The following is a 15201-nucleotide window of genomic DNA, read 5'->3' as shown; positions in this document are numbered from 1 at the left end:
TCCCGGTCGTCTCCTCGATCGCCCGCAGCCAGGACGACGGACATGTCTACAACGTCAATGCTGATACGGCGGCTGCGGCGCTGGCGGCTGCGCTGGGCGCGGAGACGCTGATGGTCCTCACGGATGTGGAGGGCCTCTACGAGGACTGGCCCCACTCCGACGAGGTGATCAGGCGCCTGACCGCTTCCCAACTGGAGAAGCTGCTGCCGGAGTTGAGCTCCGGCATGGTGCCGAAGATGGAGGGCTGTCTGCACGCCGTACGCAACGGCGTGACCACGGCCCGGGTCATCGACGGCCGGGTCCAGCACTCGATCCTGCTGGAGATCTTCATGGACGACGGGATCGGCACGATGGTGGTGCCGGACGATTTCGAGGGGACCGTGGTCTGACGCGGCATCGGGGCCGGCATGGCGCCAACACGGCGCCGTCCTGCCGTACCGACCTCCTCCACCGGTTCCTTTCGGACAGAACTGCCCGTCTCCTGCGCCACACCACCCCACCATGGCGCCACCCTGAACCGCGCACGCCATCGCACCCAATGGCCATGTGACAGGGGGTTGATGAAGTCCTCGGTGCCCCCGCAACCGCCGGTCCCTTTCGGCCAACTCCCACAGCACGCCACAACCCGGCCCACACATGGCGCCATTTCTGCGCCATACTGGCGTCATGGATCTCACGCCGTTCGTCGACCACCTCCGGCACGAGCTGATGGCCGCGGCAGAGGCAGGCGGAGCTGACAGCCTCGCTCTGGCCGACCGGCTGACCGCGACCATGGAGTCGGCCGTCCGGCTCACCCTGCTCAATGTGCTGTCCGAGGCCATGGACCAGGTCAGCGACCTTCTGGCATCCGCCACGGTCGCCGTGCGGCTGCACGGAGTGGAGCCGCGGTTCGAGGTGACAGCGCAGGCCGGGCAGATCTCCTCCTCCGGCGCTGACGAAGTCGAGCGCGCCGAAGGTCCCGTCCCCGGAGGACACATCCGCCTCCAGTTCCCGGACGTGAGCAGCGTCGAGGCGGCCGCCGCAGTGTTCCCCACCGCGACCGCGGACCCGTCGGCACGCGCCCTGTACATACCCACCGACGGTGGTCTGCCGACCCTGCGGGCCGTTCTCGCACGACACGACGAGGCCTCCCTCGACGCCGAGACCCTCACCGCGCACACCGCGGCGCTCGACGAACTCTTCCAGACCGTCAACGGCTGCCCCCTCCCGGGCGACGACGATCGCCCGGCCCCGACCCAGCTGCACTCATGACGACCGTCGGCCGCACGGCCGTCGCCACTCCCCCGGGTCCCCCACTCGGTCCCGACCATCCGCTCGTTCGTTAGGAGCACGACCACCGTGGCCACATTCCTCTATAAACTCGGACGCTTCTCCTTCCGCCGACGAGGCACCACACTGCTGCTGTGGCTCGTCGTCCTGATCGGTGCGGGCGTCGCCGCGGCCTCCGCCCCTCCGCTGCCCGCCGACACCTTCACGATGCCGGGCACGGAGACGCAGAAGACATACGACCTGCTGCAGAAGAGGTTCCCGGAGTTCAGCGCCGACGGCGCCGAGGCCCGTGTCGTCGTACGGGCACCCGACGGGGGCAAGATCACCGATCCGGCCAGGAAGGCCGAGGTCGAGGAACTCTTCGCCGATCTCGCCAAATCGCCGCAGGTCGACCAGGTCGTCGACCCCTACACCGCCAAGGCCGTCAGCAAGGACGGCACCACCGCCTACGGGTCCATCGCCTACGAAGTCGGCCCCACTCAGATCAACCAACAGGCCCATGACACGCTGCTCGACGCGGCACAGGACGGGCGGGACGCCGGCCTCATCGTGGAGATGGGCGGCGACGCCCTGCCGCCGGAGGGTGGGATGGGCTCCGGCGAGGCCATCGGCGTCCTCGTGTCCGCCATCGTGCTGCTGATCACCTTCGGTTCCCTGGTGGCGGCCGGCATGCCGCTGCTCACCGCGTTCATCGGTGTCGCCGTCGGCATCTGCGGCATCATCACCCTGGGCAGCACCCTGGGACTGTCGTCCACGACGTCGACACTGGCGCTGATGCTGGGTCTGGCGGTCGGCATCGACTACGCCCTGTTCATCACCTCCCGCTACCGCTCCGAGATCGACGAGGGCCGCGAGCGCACCGAGGCCGCGGGACGAGCGGTCGGCACGGCGGGCTCGGCAGTGGTGTTCGCCGGCCTCACGGTCATTGTCGCCCTCGCCGGACTGGCCGTCGTCAATGTCCCGATGCTCACCAAGATGGGTCTCGCCGGAGCCGGCACCGTCGCCGTCGCCGTGCTCGTCGCGGTCACGCTCGTGCCCGCACTGCTCGGGTTCGCGCCCGTCAAGGTGCTGCGCCGCAGGGACCGCGCCGCGCAGTACGGCAAGCCGCTGTCGGCGCGTCAGCAGCGCAAGGCCGCCAAGCGGGCCGGCCGGCAGAAGCCGAACCTGGGCACCCGCTGGGCGGGATTCGTGCTGCGCCGCCCCGTCACCGTGCTGCTCATCGGCGTGGCCGGCCTCGGCGCGGCCGCCGTTCCGGCCGCCAGTCTTCAGCTGGGTCTGCCCTCGGAGGGCACGATGGCGCCGCACACCACCCAGCGCAAGGCGTACGACATGCTCACGGAGTCCTTCGGACCGGGCTTCAACGGGCCGCTGACGGTCGTCGTCGAGGGCAAGGACGCCAAGTCGACGGCAGCCACGGTGCGTTCGGACATGGAGGCGCAGAAGGGCATCGTCTCCGTGAGCCCGCCGTCCTTCAACGACACGGGCAACACCGCCATCCTCAATGTCACTCCGGCCACCGGCCCGAGTGACACGAAGACCGAGACTCTGGTCAAGGACCTGCGCCGACTCGCCGACGGGATCGAGGGCAGGACGGGTGCCGAGGTGCTCGTGGCCGGCCAGACGGCGATGTTCATCGACTTCTCCCAGACGCTCGACAAGGCGCTGCTGCCGTATCTGGGCGTGGTCGTCGGACTCGCGTTCCTGCTGCTGATGCTGGCGTTCCGGTCGGTCCTCGTGCCCCTCAAGGCTGCGCTGGGCTTCCTGCTGTCGGTGACGGCGGCCCTCGGCGCGGTCGTCGCGGTGTTCCAGTGGGGCTGGCTGTCCGAGGTCTTCGGTGTCGACCAGCCGGGGCCGGTGATGAGCACCATGCCTATCTTCATGATCGGTGTGGTCTTCGGACTCGCCATGGACTACGAGGTGTTCCTGGTGACGCGCATGCACGAGGCGTACTCCCACGGGGCGTCGACACGTGAGGCGGTGGTGACCGGCTTCCAGTACGGCGGGCGGGTGGTCGGTGCGGCCGCGCTGATCATGACGAGTGTGTTCTCCGGCTTCATCGTGGAGGACAACGACTTCATCCAGATGATCGGTTTCGGTCTGGCGATCGCCGTTCTCTTCGACGCCTTCATCGTGCGGATGACCCTGGTGCCGGCGCTGTTCGCCCTGCTGGGCGACAAGGCCTGGTGGATGCCCCGGTGGCTCGACCGGCTGCTGCCGAACATGGACGTCGAGGGCAAGAAGCTGTCGGGTGCCGAGCCCGCCGGGGCGCACCGGCCGAGCCGGCGGCCGGTCCCCCAGCCCCACCTCACCGACTGACCGGGAAAAGACCCGCAAGAAGGCGGGGCCGATGAGCCACTCCACGGCTCACCGGCCCCGCCTTTTCCGCTATGCCGCTTCCACGATCTCAGAGGCCTCGTCGGCCCCTTGCCCGAACTGGGTGCGATGCAGTTCGGCATAGCGTCCCCCGGCCGCCAGCAACTCCTCGTGCCTGCCGCGCTCGACGATCCGCCCCGCCTCCACCACCAGGATCAGATCGGCCGCCCGCACGGTGGACAGCCGGTGCGCGATCACGACCGCGGTCCTGTCCTCCAGCGCCTCGGTGAGCGCCTCCTGGACGGCCGCCTCCGAGGTGTTGTCGAGATGGGCGGTGGCCTCGTCGAGGATGACGACGCGCTGGCGGGCCAGCAGCAGCCGGGCGATGGTCATGCGCTGGCGTTCCCCGCCGGAGAGCCGGTAGCCGCGCTCGCCGACCACCGTGTCGAGGCCGTCGGGCAGGGACCGTACGAGTTCGTCGAGGCGGGAGCGGCGCAGGGCGTCCCAGAGGTCGTCGTCGGTGGCGGAGGGCCTGGCCAGCAGCAGGTTGGCGCGGACGGTGTCGTGGAAGAGATGGCCGTCCTGGGTGACCATGCCGAGGGTGCCGCGCAGGGACTCGGCGCTCAGGTCACGGACGTCGAGGCCGCCCAGGCGTACGGCGCCCTCGTCGGTGTCGTACAGCCGTGGCAGCAATTGGGCGATGGTCGACTTGCCCGCGCCGGACGAGCCGACCAGGGCGACGGTCTGCCCCGCTTCGGCGCGGAAGGAGATGCCGTGCAGCACCTCGGCGCCGCCGCGGGTGTCGAGGGACGCCACCTCCTCCAGGGAGGCGAGGGAGACCTTGTCGGCGGACGGATAGCCGAAGCGGACGTTCTCGAACTCCACCGACACCGGGCCCTCGGGCACCTTCCGCGCGTCCGGCCTCTCCTCGATCAGCGGCCTGAGGTCCAGCACTTCGAAGACGCGCTCGAAGCTGACGAGGGCGCTCATGACCTCGACGCGGGCGCCGGCCAGGGCGGTGAGCGGTGCGTACATACGGGTCAGCAGCAGCGCCAGCGCGACGACGGCGCCCGGCTCCAGGGTGCCGCGCAGGGCGAACCAGCCGCCGAGTCCGTAGACCAGGGCGAGGGCCAGGGCGGACACCAGGGTGAGCGCGGTGATGAACACCGACTGAGCGGTGGCGGTGCGTACGCCGATCTCCGCGACCCGCCGGGCCCGTGCCGTGAACTCCTCCGACTCCTCCTCAGGCCGCCCGAAGAGCTTGACCAGAGTGGCGCCGGGCGCCGAGAAGCGCTCCGTCATACGGGTGCCCATCGCCGCGTTGAGCGTGGCCGCCTCCCGCTGCATCCGCGCCATCCGGTGACCCATGCGGCGGGCCGGGATCACGAACACCGGGAGCAGGACGAGGGCGAGCAGGGTGATCTGCCAGGACAGGGTGAGCATGACGGCGAGGGTGAGCAGCAGCGTGACGAGGTTGCTGACCACTCCGGACAGCGTGTTGCTGAAGGCGCGCTGGGCGCCGATGACGTCGTTGTTGAGTCGGGAGACGAGCGCCCCCGTACGAGTACGTGTGAAGAACGCGACCGGCATGCGCTGCACATGATCGAACACAGCCGTGCGCAGATCGAGGATGAGGCCCTCGCCGAGGGTGGCCGACAGGCGTCTGGCGAGGATCCCGAGCGCCGCCTCGGCGACCGCGATGAGGGCGATCAGCAGGGCGAGGCGGACGACGGTGCCTTCGTCGCCGCCCGTCACGATCGCGTTGACGACGTGTCCGGCGAGTACGGGGGTCGCGACGGCGAGCAGGGCGGTCAGCACCCCGAGCACGACGAAGAGCGCGATCCGGCGGCGGTGCGGGCGGGCGAACTCGGCGATGCGGCGCAGCGTGACGCGGGCGAAGGGGCGGCGCTCCCGTTCGGCGTTCATGACGCTGTACAGCTGGGTCCAGGCTGTGGTCTCCATGCTCATGGGAAGGAACGTAGGACCTCAACCAATGTTGAGGTCAACCTCTCGTATGTCGGCTCCCGTAATGCGCCGTCTCCGCGGTCGCAACCCGCCGTTGGCGCGACGCGGAGAACCTCTCCGAATGTGACAGCGGTACGACTCTCCCTCGGACGCCTGCTCCGGCGCGTCCCGATCCGCCAGGTACTCGTCCTGCTCCCGCTCGTCCTCGTGGTCGTGATCGCGGTGCAGCACCGGGCCGTGCTCGCCGAGGGCATCGGGCACATGGCGACGGCCAAGTGGCCCTGGCTGCTGGCCGCGGCCGGCGCCACCTGTCTGACCTGGGTGGCGGCGGCGGTGACCCGGCAGGGTGCGGTGGTCGACCGGCTGCCGAAACTGCGGCTGCTCGTCACGCAGTTCGCCGCGGGTTCGGCCAACCATCTGCTGCCCACCGGGCTGGGCGCGAGCGCGGTCAACCTGCGCTTCATGACGGTGTGCGGGCTGCCGCTCGCCCGCTCCTCGGCCGCGCTGGCGCTGTATCTGCTCGCGGAGAGCGTCGCCCGCGTCGGCCTGCTGGCCGCGCTGCTCATCGCCTTCCCGCACGCCCTGCGGCTCGGCCCGCTGCTTCCGGCGGGTTCCTGGGGCCCGCTGCTGCTGATCGTCGCCGCCGTGGTCGCCGTCGTCGTGGCCGTCTTCGCCCTCGTACGGCGGCTGCGCATCGCCGTGATGTCGTTCCTGCGCACCGCCCTTGGCGAGGCGCGCTCGGTGCACACCCGTCCCTCCCGGGCGCTGGCCCTGTGGGGCGGCTCGCTGGCCTTCCCGGCGCTCCAGGCGGCCGGGCTCGTCCTGGTCGGGCTCGCCCTGGGGCTGGATGTGCCGCCGGCCCACATGGCGCTCGCGTATCTGGCGGCGACCGTCGCCGTCGCCGTCGTGCCCACGCCCGGCGGGCTCGGCTCGGTGGAGGCGGCGCTGATCGTGGCGCTGGTCGCGGCGGGCGCCCCGGTGGCGGTGGCGACGGCGGTGGTGCTGGCGTACCGGATCATCACGGTGTGGCTGCCGCTGCTGCCCGGCGCGCTGACGCTGGGGGCGCTGGTGCGCTGGAAGGTCATATGACCGGCCAGTAACGTACGGGGTCCGCACCACGGATCGGGCCCGCCGGGGTCCGCCCACGGAAAGGACCCCCGCCATGCCGGTCCGTATCGAGCGCCAGGGACACGTCACCACCGTCGTCCTCTCCCGCCCCGAGGTCCGCAACGCGGTCGACGGCCCGACCGCCGCCGAGCTCGTCGCCGCCTTCCGGGAGTTCGAGGCGGACGACGAGGCCAGGGTCGCGGTGCTGTGGGGTGAGGGCGGCACCTTCTGCGCGGGCGCCGATCTCAAGGCGCTCGGCACCGAGCGGGGCAACCGGGTCGCCGAGGAGGGCGACGGGCCGATGGGGCCGACGCGGCTGCGGCTGTCGAAGCCGGTGATCGCCGCGGTCACCGGGCACGCGGTGGCCGGTGGCCTGGAGCTGGCACTGTGGTGCGATCTGCGGGTGGCCGAGGAGGACGCCGTCTTCGGGGTGTTCTGCCGTCGCTGGGGCGTGCCGCTGATCGACGGGGGCACGGTACGGCTGCCCCGGCTGATCGGCACCAGCCGCGCCATGGACATGATCCTGACCGGACGCCCGGTGCCGGCCACCGAGGCGCACGACATGGGGCTCGCCAACCGGGTCGTGCCGACCGGACGTGCCCGCGCCGCGGCGGAGGAGCTGGCCGCCGCGATCGCACGGTTCCCGCAGGCGTGTCTGCGCGGCGACCGTGCCTCCGTGCTGGACCAGGACGGGCTGGACGAGGAGGCCGCGATGCGGGGTGAACTGCGACATGGCACGGGTGCGTTGGCCGAGAGCGTGGAGGGCGCGGCCCGGTTCGCCTCCGGCGCGGGGCGGCACGGGTCGTTCACGGACATGTGACGATGCGCCCTCGAAGCAACCGGCCGTTCCGGGGAGAATGCCCGAAAGCGACCGATGAGGCCGTCCGGCCGACGGTCCTGGCGCGAACACACGTACCCGATACGGCAGGATGAGCCCTCGCGCCGGTCACGGGGGATGGGGTGACCGGCGCGACGGCACATCGCGGAATCGAGCAGGTGACAACGTGACGAGACTTCACATCCGGCCGTCGGCGAAGGGATTCGCCGCAGTTCTTCTTCCCGGAGGTGACCGGTGAACCGGGCGCTCACCGTGGACGACCTGGTCTTCGCCGGGATCGCGCTGGCCTCGGGCCTGCTCGCGGCGTTCCTGCTGCGGATGCTGCTGCGCTGGCTGGGCAAGCACGCCGACCGCACCCGCTGGAGCGGCGACGACCTCATCGTGGACGTACTGCGGACCGTGGTGCCGTGGGCGGCGTTCGTCGGCGGCGCGGCCTCCGCGGGCGCGGCGCTGCCGCTGACGAAGGCGGTCCAGCACACCGTCAACCAGTGCTTGACCGTGCTGCTCATCTTCGTCGTGACGCTGGCCGCGGCCCGCGGCATCGCCGGAGTGATGCGCTCGGTGACCCAGTCCCGGCCCGGCGTCGCCGGCTCGGCCACGATCTTCGTCAACATCACCCGGATCCTGGTCCTGGCCATCGGCTTCCTGGTGGTGCTGCAGACGCTGGGCATCTCCATAGCGCCCCTGCTCACCGCCCTGGGCGTCGGTGGTCTGGCGGTCGCGCTCGCCCTTCAGGACACGCTCGCCAACCTGTTCGCGGGCATCCACATCCTCGCCTCCAAGACCGTTCAGCCCGGCGACTACATCCGGCTGGCCAGTGGCGAGGAGGGCTACGTCGAGGACATCAACTGGCGCCAGACGACCGTGCGGGCGCTCTCCAACAACCTGATCGTCATCCCCAACGGGGAGCTCGCGAAGACGAACATGACGAACTTCATGCGTCCCGAGCAGGAGTTGACGATCCTGCTCCAGGTCGGTGTGGCCTACGACAGCGATCTCGACCACGTCGAGCGGGTCACGAACGAGGTCATCGCCGAGGTGATGACCGAGGTCGAGGGTGCGCTGCCGGACCATGAGCCGATCATCCGCTTCCACACCTTCGGCGATTCCCGGATCGGCTTCACGGTCATCCTGGGCGTCGGTGAGTTCAGCGACCAGTACCGGATCAAGCACGAGTTCATCAAGCGCCTGCACCGTCGCTACCGCAAGGAGGGCATCAGCATCCCGGCGCCCGCGCGGACGGTGGCGATCCAGCAGGGGGCCTTCTCCATTCCGCAGCAGCGCGTCCACGAGGAGGCGGACGGGGTGACCTCCGTCCGCCTCGACTGACGTACCGGAAACCCCTAGAGGGTGGCCGAGTTCTCGTGGTGGTCGGCGCTCCTGCGGCGGCGGGGCGCGGCGAGTGCCGGGTCCACCGGAGTGACCGTCCAGTCCGGGTGCCCCGGCATCCGCGGCGTCCTCGTGCCGTACAGCCAGTCCCGCAGGAATCCGGACAGATCCTGGCCCGACACCTCCGAGGCGACGGCGATGTAATCCCCCGTCGACGCCGATGAGTTGCGGTGCCGGTCGAGGAAGGCGCGCTCCAGGGCATGGAAGGCGTCCTCGCCGACGAGGTTGCGCAGCGCGTAGAGGACGAGGACGCCGCCCAGGTACCGCTGGTCGTCGAACAGGTTCACCGCGTTCGGCGCCGCGACCGGCCCCGACTCATGGCGCCACTGGTCGCCCTTGGCGTAGGTGTCCTTCATCCGGGCTTCCAGGGTGGTCATGCCCAGGGAGTCCGGCCAGCCGCGCTCATAGCGGTAGAGCAGCCCGTAGAAGTCGGCGTGGCCCTCATTCAGCCAGAGGTCGGACCAGGTGGCGGGGCTGACGCTGTTGCCGAAGTAGGAGTGGACCAGCTCGTGCATCATGTGCGAGCCGATCTTCTTCTCCTCCTGGAGCAGGAAGGCCGGCCGGTACACGGTGAGGGTCTGGGTCTCCAGACCGATGAACCCGAAGGGCCTCTCGGCGTTGGAGTTGCAGGGCAGCAGTCCGTACGTCTCGAAGGGGAACGCCCCGAGCCGCGCCTCCACCCACTCCACCATCTTCGGCGTCAGCGCGAGCGCCGGCTCCAGCGCCTCGGCGCGGGCGACCGGGACGACATCGCGCAGCGGGAGCCCGTGCGGGCCCTGCCGCTCCTTCACCGCATAGTCGCCGACCGTGATCTGCACCAGCTCCGTGGCCATGGGCTCGCGGGAGCGGTAGGTGTACGCCGTACGGCCGCCGTCCAGGCTCTCGGTGCGCACGAGCCGGCCGCTCGCCACGCCGCGCAGGCCGCTGGGGACGGTGAGGCGGAAGGTGAAGTCGGCCTTGTCGCTCGGGTGGTCGTTGCAGGGGAAGACAGTGTGTGCCGAGTCCGCCTGGCAGGCCACCGCGAAGCCGTCCAGGGTGTCGACCCAGCCGGTGTGGGGCAGCGTGCGGCGCGGGTCCGCGGAGTACTCGACGCAGATCGTGACCCAGGACTTCGCCGGGAGGGCCCGGACGGGCGTGACGCGGAGCTTCTCGGCGGCCTGCTCGAACGTCGCCTTGCGGCCGGCGACACGCACGGAGCGGATGTCGAGGCCGAGGGAGTCGAGGGAGAGGCGGCTCAGGGCCTGGGTGGTGCGGATCCGCAGGGTCGCGGTGGCGTCGACCAGGCGGGTGGTGGTGTCGTAGGAGAAGTCGAGGTGGTAGGCGGCGACGCGGTAGCCGTCGTTGCCGAGGGCCGGGTAGACGGGGTCGCCGAGGGTCTCGGGGCCCGGGGTGCCGGCGGTCTTGGCGGCGGAGGTCTTGGGTGCCGACGTCCCCGTCGTCGGCGTGGCGTGGGCGGAGGGGGCGGCGGTCAGGGCCGCCGCGGTGCCGATCAGCGCGGCCGCGGGGGCCGTCACTCGGGTGCGATATCTCATGGTCCGCTTTCGCTGGGGCGGCCGGGAGGTCAGGACCGGCCACCGGATCGGTGATCTCCCTACATGACTGTCGGAGCCGACGATCAGGTTGCACGGAGGGCCCGCTTCCTCTTGCGGGGATCCGAGATGTCGCCACACATCCCGCACCTCTGTGCGGACCCCTGTCGAGTACGGGTCGATCACGAGATATCTTGATGTCGAGCAATGTTGCAGACGTGGAGCGGAGCACCCGGTGACTGACTCGACCATCATCTATACGCACACTGACGAGGCCCCGGCCCTGGCGACGTATTCCTTCCTGCCGGTGGTCCAGGCGTACGCCTCGCAGGCGGGTGTCACCGTGGAGACGCGTGACATCTCGCTGGCCGGCCGCATCATCGCGGTGTTCCCGGAGTACCTGGCCGAGGACCAGCGCATCCCGGACGCCCTGGCCGAGCTCGGTGAGCTCGCCAAGACGCCGGCCGCGAACATCATCAAGCTGCCGAACATCTCGGCGTCGATCCCGCAGCTCAAGGCGGCCATCGCCGAGCTCCAGGGCCAGGGCTACGCGCTGCCGAACTACCCGGACGACCCGAAGACCGACGAGGAGCGGGACATCCAGGCCCGCTACGACAAGGTCAAGGGCTCCGCCGTGAACCCGGTCCTGCGTGAGGGCAACTCCGACCGCCGCGCCCCCGCCTCGGTCAAGAACTACGCCAAGACCCACCCGCACCGCATGGGCGCCTGGACCCCCGAGTCCAAGACCAACGTGGCGACCATGGGCGAGAACGACTTCCGTTCCACCGAGAAGTCCGTCGTGATCTCCGAGGCCGGCGCGCTGAGGATCGAGCACGTCGCCGCGGACGGCTCGACCACGGTGCTGCGCGAATCCGTACCGGTCCTCGCCGGGGAGGTCGTCGACGCCTCCGTGATGCGCGTCGCCGCGCTGCGCGAGTTCCTCACCGCGCAGATCGCCGAGGCCAAGGCCCAGGGCGTGCTGTTCTCCGTACACCTGAAGGCCACGATGATGAAGGTCTCCGACCCGATCATCTTCGGTCACGTGGTGCGCGCGTTCTTCCCCAAGACCTTCGAGCGGTACGGCGCCGACCTCGCCGCCGCCGGTCTGTCCCCGAACGACGGTCTGGGCGGCATCCTCAAGGGCCTGGACGCGCTGTCGAACGGCGCCGAGATCAAGGCGTCCTTCGAGGCGGAGATCGCCGAGGGCCCGGAGCTGGCCATGGTCGACTCCGACAAGGGCATCACCAACCTGCACGTACCGTCCGACGTGATCGTCGACGCCTCGATGCCGGCCATGATCCGCACCTCCGGCCACATGTGGGGCCCGGACGGCCAGGAGGCCGACACCCTCGCGGTGCTGCCGGACTCCTCCTACGCCGGTGTCTACCAGGTCGCGATCGACGACTGCCGTGCCAACGGCGCCTACGACCCGTCGACCATGGGCTCCGTCCCGAACGTCGGCCTCATGGCGCAGAAGGCCGAGGAGTACGGCTCCCACGACAAGACCTTCGAGATCAAGGCCGCCGGCACGGTCCGCCTGGTCGACCAGGCCGGCAACGTGGTCATCGAGCAGCCGGTCGCCGCCGGTGACATCTTCCGCGCCTGCCAGACCAAGGACGCGCCCATCCGCGACTGGGTGAAGCTGGCCGTCACCCGCGCCCGCGCCACCGGCGACCCGGCGGTGTTCTGGCTGGACGAGACCCGCGCCCACGACGCGCAACTGATCGCCAAGATCAACGCCTATCTGCCGGAGCACGACACCGAGGGCCTGGACATCCGCATCCTCGCCCCGGTCGAGGCCACCAAGCTGTCGGTGGAGCGCATCCGCCGCGGCGAGAACACCATCTCGGTGACGGGCAACGTCCTGCGTGACTACCTGACCGACCTCTTCCCCATCCTGGAGCTGGGCACCAGCGCCAAGATGCTGTCGGTCGTCCCGCTGATGGCGGGCGGCGGCCTGTTCGAGACGGGCGCCGGCGGTTCCGCGCCGAAGCACGTCCAGCAGCTCGTCAAGGAGGACTACCTGCGCTGGGACTCCCTCGGTGAGTTCTTCGCGCTGGTGCCGTCCCTGGAGCAGTACGCGGCTGCGACGAACAACCCGAAGGCCAAGGTCCTCGCCGACACCCTGGACCGCGCCACGGCGACCTTCCTCAACGAGGACAAGTCCCCGACCCGTCGCGTCGGCGGCATCGACAACCGCGGCAGCCACTTCTTCCTCTCCCTGTACTGGGCGCAGGAGCTGGCCAAGCAGACCGATGACGCCGAGCTGGCGAAGGCGTTCGCGCCGCTCGCCGAGTCGCTCTCGTCCAACGAGCAGAAGATCGTCGACGAGCTGAACGCCGTCCAGGGCAAGCCGGCCGAGATCGGCGGCTACTACCAGCCCGACCCGGCCAAGGCCGCCGCGGTGATGCGCCCGTCGGCCACGTGGAACGAGGCGCTGGCGTCCCTGAGCTGACGCACCCCGCTCCCAGGCTCCGCCCCGGCCGACACCACGTCCGCCGGGGCGGAGCCGTCTGCCGGGGCCCGCGTCACCAGTCCCTCGTGGCGATCAGTTCCTCCGGGTCCGCGTCCGTGAAACCGTAGGCCTGGGCCACGAACCAGAACTCCTCGCCTATCTCCTCGCGCGCGACAGTTTCGAGTTCGCTCCCCGCGGCCCAGAACTCCTCCTGAAGGACGTTGAATTCGTCCGTGGACGCCTGCGTCAGCGTGTACAGCGCGGCCAGGTCGGCGGGCCGCTCGGCCTCGACGCGCTCGCACAGCCGCAGCAGGATCGACCTGCCTTGGTCCACCACGTGATCGGGGTAGTAGTCGTCCTTGTACAGCATGCGCAGGAACGAGTGGGCGGCCACCTGCTGGTTGCTGAAGTTCATACGGTGATGGTGCACCACCCCACTGACAACGCCTCCGGAGCAGCCCCTTGACCCATGCCCTGCCGTCGTTCGAGTTGCTCCCCGGAGCCGAGGAATCGCCGGTGATCCTGCATGTGCCGCACTCGGCGCGGGAGATACCGCCGGAGGTGCGCGCGGGGATCGTGCTGGACGACGCCGCGCTGGAGCGGGAGCTGGACCACATCGTCGACGCGCACACCGCGGAGCTGGCGGAGGAGGCGGCCGGGGCGGCGGAGGTCACCCCGTGGCGATTCGTGAACCGGTTGTCGCGGCTGGTCGTCGACCCCGAGCGGTTCCCGGACGAGCGGGAGGAGATGCTCGCCGTCGGGATGGGCGCCGTATACACCCGAACGAGCCACCGAGAGGCGCTGCGGCCCAACGATTTCGACCCCGCGCCGTTGGTCTCGCGCTACTTCGAGCCATACGCCCGCTCGATGACCGACGCCGTCACGCGGCGACTGGCCGCCACCGGGCGGGCCGTGATCATCGACGTCCACTCCTATCCGGCCGCCCGGCTCCCCTACGAGCTGCACGGCGAGGGCCCGCGGCCGCCGGTCTGCCTGGGCACCGACGCCTTCCACACCCCGCCCGAACTGCTCGCGGCGGCGCGCGAGGCGTTCGCACCGTGTGGGGAGACGGGGCTGGACAGTCCGTTCGGCGGGACCTATGTGCCGTTGGAGTTCTACGGCACCGAGCCGCGCGTCAATGCCCTCATGGTCGAGATCCGCCGGGACACGTACATGACGGAGCCGGGTGGTCCGGCCGGTCCCGGACTCACCCGGCTCGCGCGGGCGTTGGCGGCGCTGGTGGACGCCGTCCCTCGCTGACCCGTCGGCGGCTCAGGCCCGCAGCCACTCCGTGACCACCACGTCCCCGCCGGTCCGCAGCCGCAGGGCGAACGGGCCGGTGGGCGGCGCTTCGCTGGTGAAGCGGCCCATGTCGTCGGTGCTGAGCGGTGTGACCGTCTGCGGACCGCCGAGCACGTCGATCCGCGCCTGCTGCGGCGGCAGCACCTGCCCCATCAGGCCTTGTGCGCTCACCTCCACGTCCACGGTCACTTCGCCCGCGCGGAACGTCAGCATCCGCGGCACGTCCGTCGCTCCCCTGACCGGAATGGCGTCCACCACCGAGTCGAAGGTCAACTCGGCGATACGGGCGTCGAGGTCGTGCAGTGCGAAGGCCTCGACGGCGAGTTGGCGCAGTTGCGCCGGTACGGGGTCCAGGATGGTGGCGGCCTGGCGGAGCTCCTCCTCCAGCAGTTCGCCATCGAACCCGTCGTCGTGCGTGTCGTCGTTCACAGCGCTCCCCGTGCGTCGATTCGGGCCCGGAGCCGGCGCAGACAGCGCTGGCGCAGCGGTCCGATGCTGCCCACGGCGATGCCCAGTGCCGCGGACACCTCCTGGTAGCTGGGCGGCGGCGAGGCCATCAGCACGCGCAGCAACTGACGGCAGCGTTCGCCGAGTTCCTCGAACTCCTGCCACATCCAGCGGATGCGCTCCGACTCGGCGGCGGCCTCCTCGGAATCCAGGACCGACTGCTCGGGCGTACGGTCCTCGCTGACCCGGTCCAGCAGCTGCGGATCGTTCGTCACGGTCAGCCGCTTCGAGAACTTGAGCACCTTCAGGCACTCGTGCCGTGCGGTGCTCGCGAGCCAGGAACCGGCCTTGTCCGGTTCACGGATACGCCCCAGGTGCTGGGCGAAGCGGAACCAGACGGTCTGGTACACCTCATGGGCGTCGGCGTCCCCCAGCCGATGCGCGCGCACGACGGACCACACCAGTGGGCTCAGCCCTTCCACGAGCGCCTTCCAGGCCGCCGCGTCGCCGCCGACGGCGGACTGGACCAACGCGCCGACATCTGCACGGTCCACAGTCCCACCCCTCGTGTACGGCAAGTCATCGTA

At 70.4% G+C, this 15201-nt stretch carries 13 protein-coding genes; 8 read left to right on the top strand and 5 right to left on the bottom strand.

Features of this window, described 5'->3' with window-relative positions; genetic code table 11:
• The 3 genes from argB to IE325_RS43085 form a co-directional block, all read left to right on the top strand.
• A partial coding sequence (gene argB / locus IE325_RS43095) for an acetylglutamate kinase (RefSeq protein ID WP_190075671.1) occupies positions 1-389 on the top strand: 389 nt, incomplete at its 5' end.
• 277 nt (positions 390-666) lie between these two features.
• Entirely contained in the window at positions 667-1251 is a 585-nt protein-coding gene (locus IE325_RS43090) for a hypothetical protein (protein ID WP_190075670.1), read from the top strand.
• A gap of 87 nt (positions 1252-1338) precedes the next feature.
• Positions 1339-3585, top strand: coding sequence for an MMPL family transporter (locus IE325_RS43085; protein WP_190075669.1), 2247 nt, complete (start codon positions 1339-1341; stop codon positions 3583-3585).
• Positions 3586-3654: 69 nt separating this feature from the next.
• Here IE325_RS43085 and IE325_RS43080 read toward each other — a convergent pair whose 3' ends face one another.
• A complete protein-coding gene (locus tag IE325_RS43080; protein ID WP_190075668.1) occupies positions 3655-5550 on the bottom strand; it encodes an ABC transporter ATP-binding protein in 1896 nt (631 codons plus the stop codon).
• A gap of 120 nt (positions 5551-5670) precedes the next feature.
• Between IE325_RS43080 and IE325_RS43075 the strand changes: the two genes are divergently transcribed.
• The 3 genes from IE325_RS43075 to IE325_RS43065 all read left to right on the top strand — a co-directional run bounded on the left by IE325_RS43075 (position 5671) and on the right by IE325_RS43065 (position 8821).
• Positions 5671-6636, top strand: coding sequence for a flippase-like domain-containing protein (locus IE325_RS43075; protein ID WP_190075667.1), 966 nt, complete (start codon positions 5671-5673; stop codon positions 6634-6636).
• A 73-nt stretch (positions 6637-6709) separates the two neighbouring features.
• The gene (locus IE325_RS43070; protein WP_190075666.1) at positions 6710-7474 is read left to right on the top strand and encodes a crotonase/enoyl-CoA hydratase family protein; all 765 of its coding nucleotides are present in this window, start codon (positions 6710-6712) and stop codon (positions 7472-7474) included.
• A 252-nt stretch (positions 7475-7726) separates the two neighbouring features.
• Positions 7727-8821 (top strand): mechanosensitive ion channel family protein, encoded by a 1095-nt coding sequence (locus IE325_RS43065; protein ID WP_190075665.1) that lies wholly within the window; start codon positions 7727-7729, stop codon positions 8819-8821.
• 14 nt (positions 8822-8835) lie between these two features.
• Here IE325_RS43065 and IE325_RS43060 read toward each other — a convergent pair whose 3' ends face one another.
• Positions 8836-10413 (bottom strand): M1 family metallopeptidase, encoded by a 1578-nt coding sequence (locus tag IE325_RS43060; RefSeq protein ID WP_190075664.1) that lies wholly within the window; start codon positions 10411-10413, stop codon positions 8836-8838.
• 232 nt (positions 10414-10645) lie between these two features.
• Here IE325_RS43060 and IE325_RS43055 point away from each other — a divergent pair, with 232 nt between their 5' ends.
• On the top strand, positions 10646-12865 hold the full coding sequence (locus IE325_RS43055; RefSeq protein WP_190075663.1) for an NADP-dependent isocitrate dehydrogenase: 2220 nt from the start codon (positions 10646-10648) through the stop codon (positions 12863-12865).
• A 73-nt stretch (positions 12866-12938) separates the two neighbouring features.
• Here the strand turns inward: IE325_RS43055 and IE325_RS43050 are convergent, their stop codons facing one another.
• Positions 12939-13280, bottom strand: a complete 342-nt coding sequence (locus IE325_RS43050) for a DUF5713 family protein (RefSeq protein WP_190075662.1) — start codon at positions 13278-13280, stop codon at positions 12939-12941.
• Positions 13281-13327: 47 nt separating this feature from the next.
• On the opposite strand from IE325_RS43050, the gene IE325_RS43045 reads away from it, so the two are divergent.
• Positions 13328-14125 (top strand): N-formylglutamate amidohydrolase, encoded by a 798-nt coding sequence (locus tag IE325_RS43045; protein ID WP_190075661.1) that lies wholly within the window; start codon positions 13328-13330, stop codon positions 14123-14125.
• A gap of 12 nt (positions 14126-14137) precedes the next feature.
• On the opposite strand, the gene IE325_RS43040 is transcribed toward IE325_RS43045, so the two are convergent.
• The gene (locus IE325_RS43040; RefSeq protein WP_190075660.1) at positions 14138-14596 is read right to left on the bottom strand and encodes a hypothetical protein; all 459 of its coding nucleotides are present in this window, start codon (positions 14594-14596) and stop codon (positions 14138-14140) included.
• On the bottom strand, positions 14593-15168 hold the full coding sequence (locus IE325_RS43035; RefSeq protein WP_190075659.1) for an RNA polymerase sigma factor: 576 nt from the start codon (positions 15166-15168) through the stop codon (positions 14593-14595). The genes IE325_RS43040 and IE325_RS43035 overlap by 4 nt, the downstream gene beginning before the upstream one ends.
• Positions 15169-15201: the final 33 nt, after the last annotated feature.

Origin of the sequence: Streptomyces lanatus (genome assembly GCF_014655715.1) — a bacterium.
Classification (GTDB): domain Bacteria; phylum Actinomycetota; class Actinomycetes; order Streptomycetales; family Streptomycetaceae; genus Streptomyces; species Streptomyces lanatus.
Note: the sequence above shows the minus strand (reverse complement) of the source record. Positions and strands in the feature narration are given on the sequence as shown.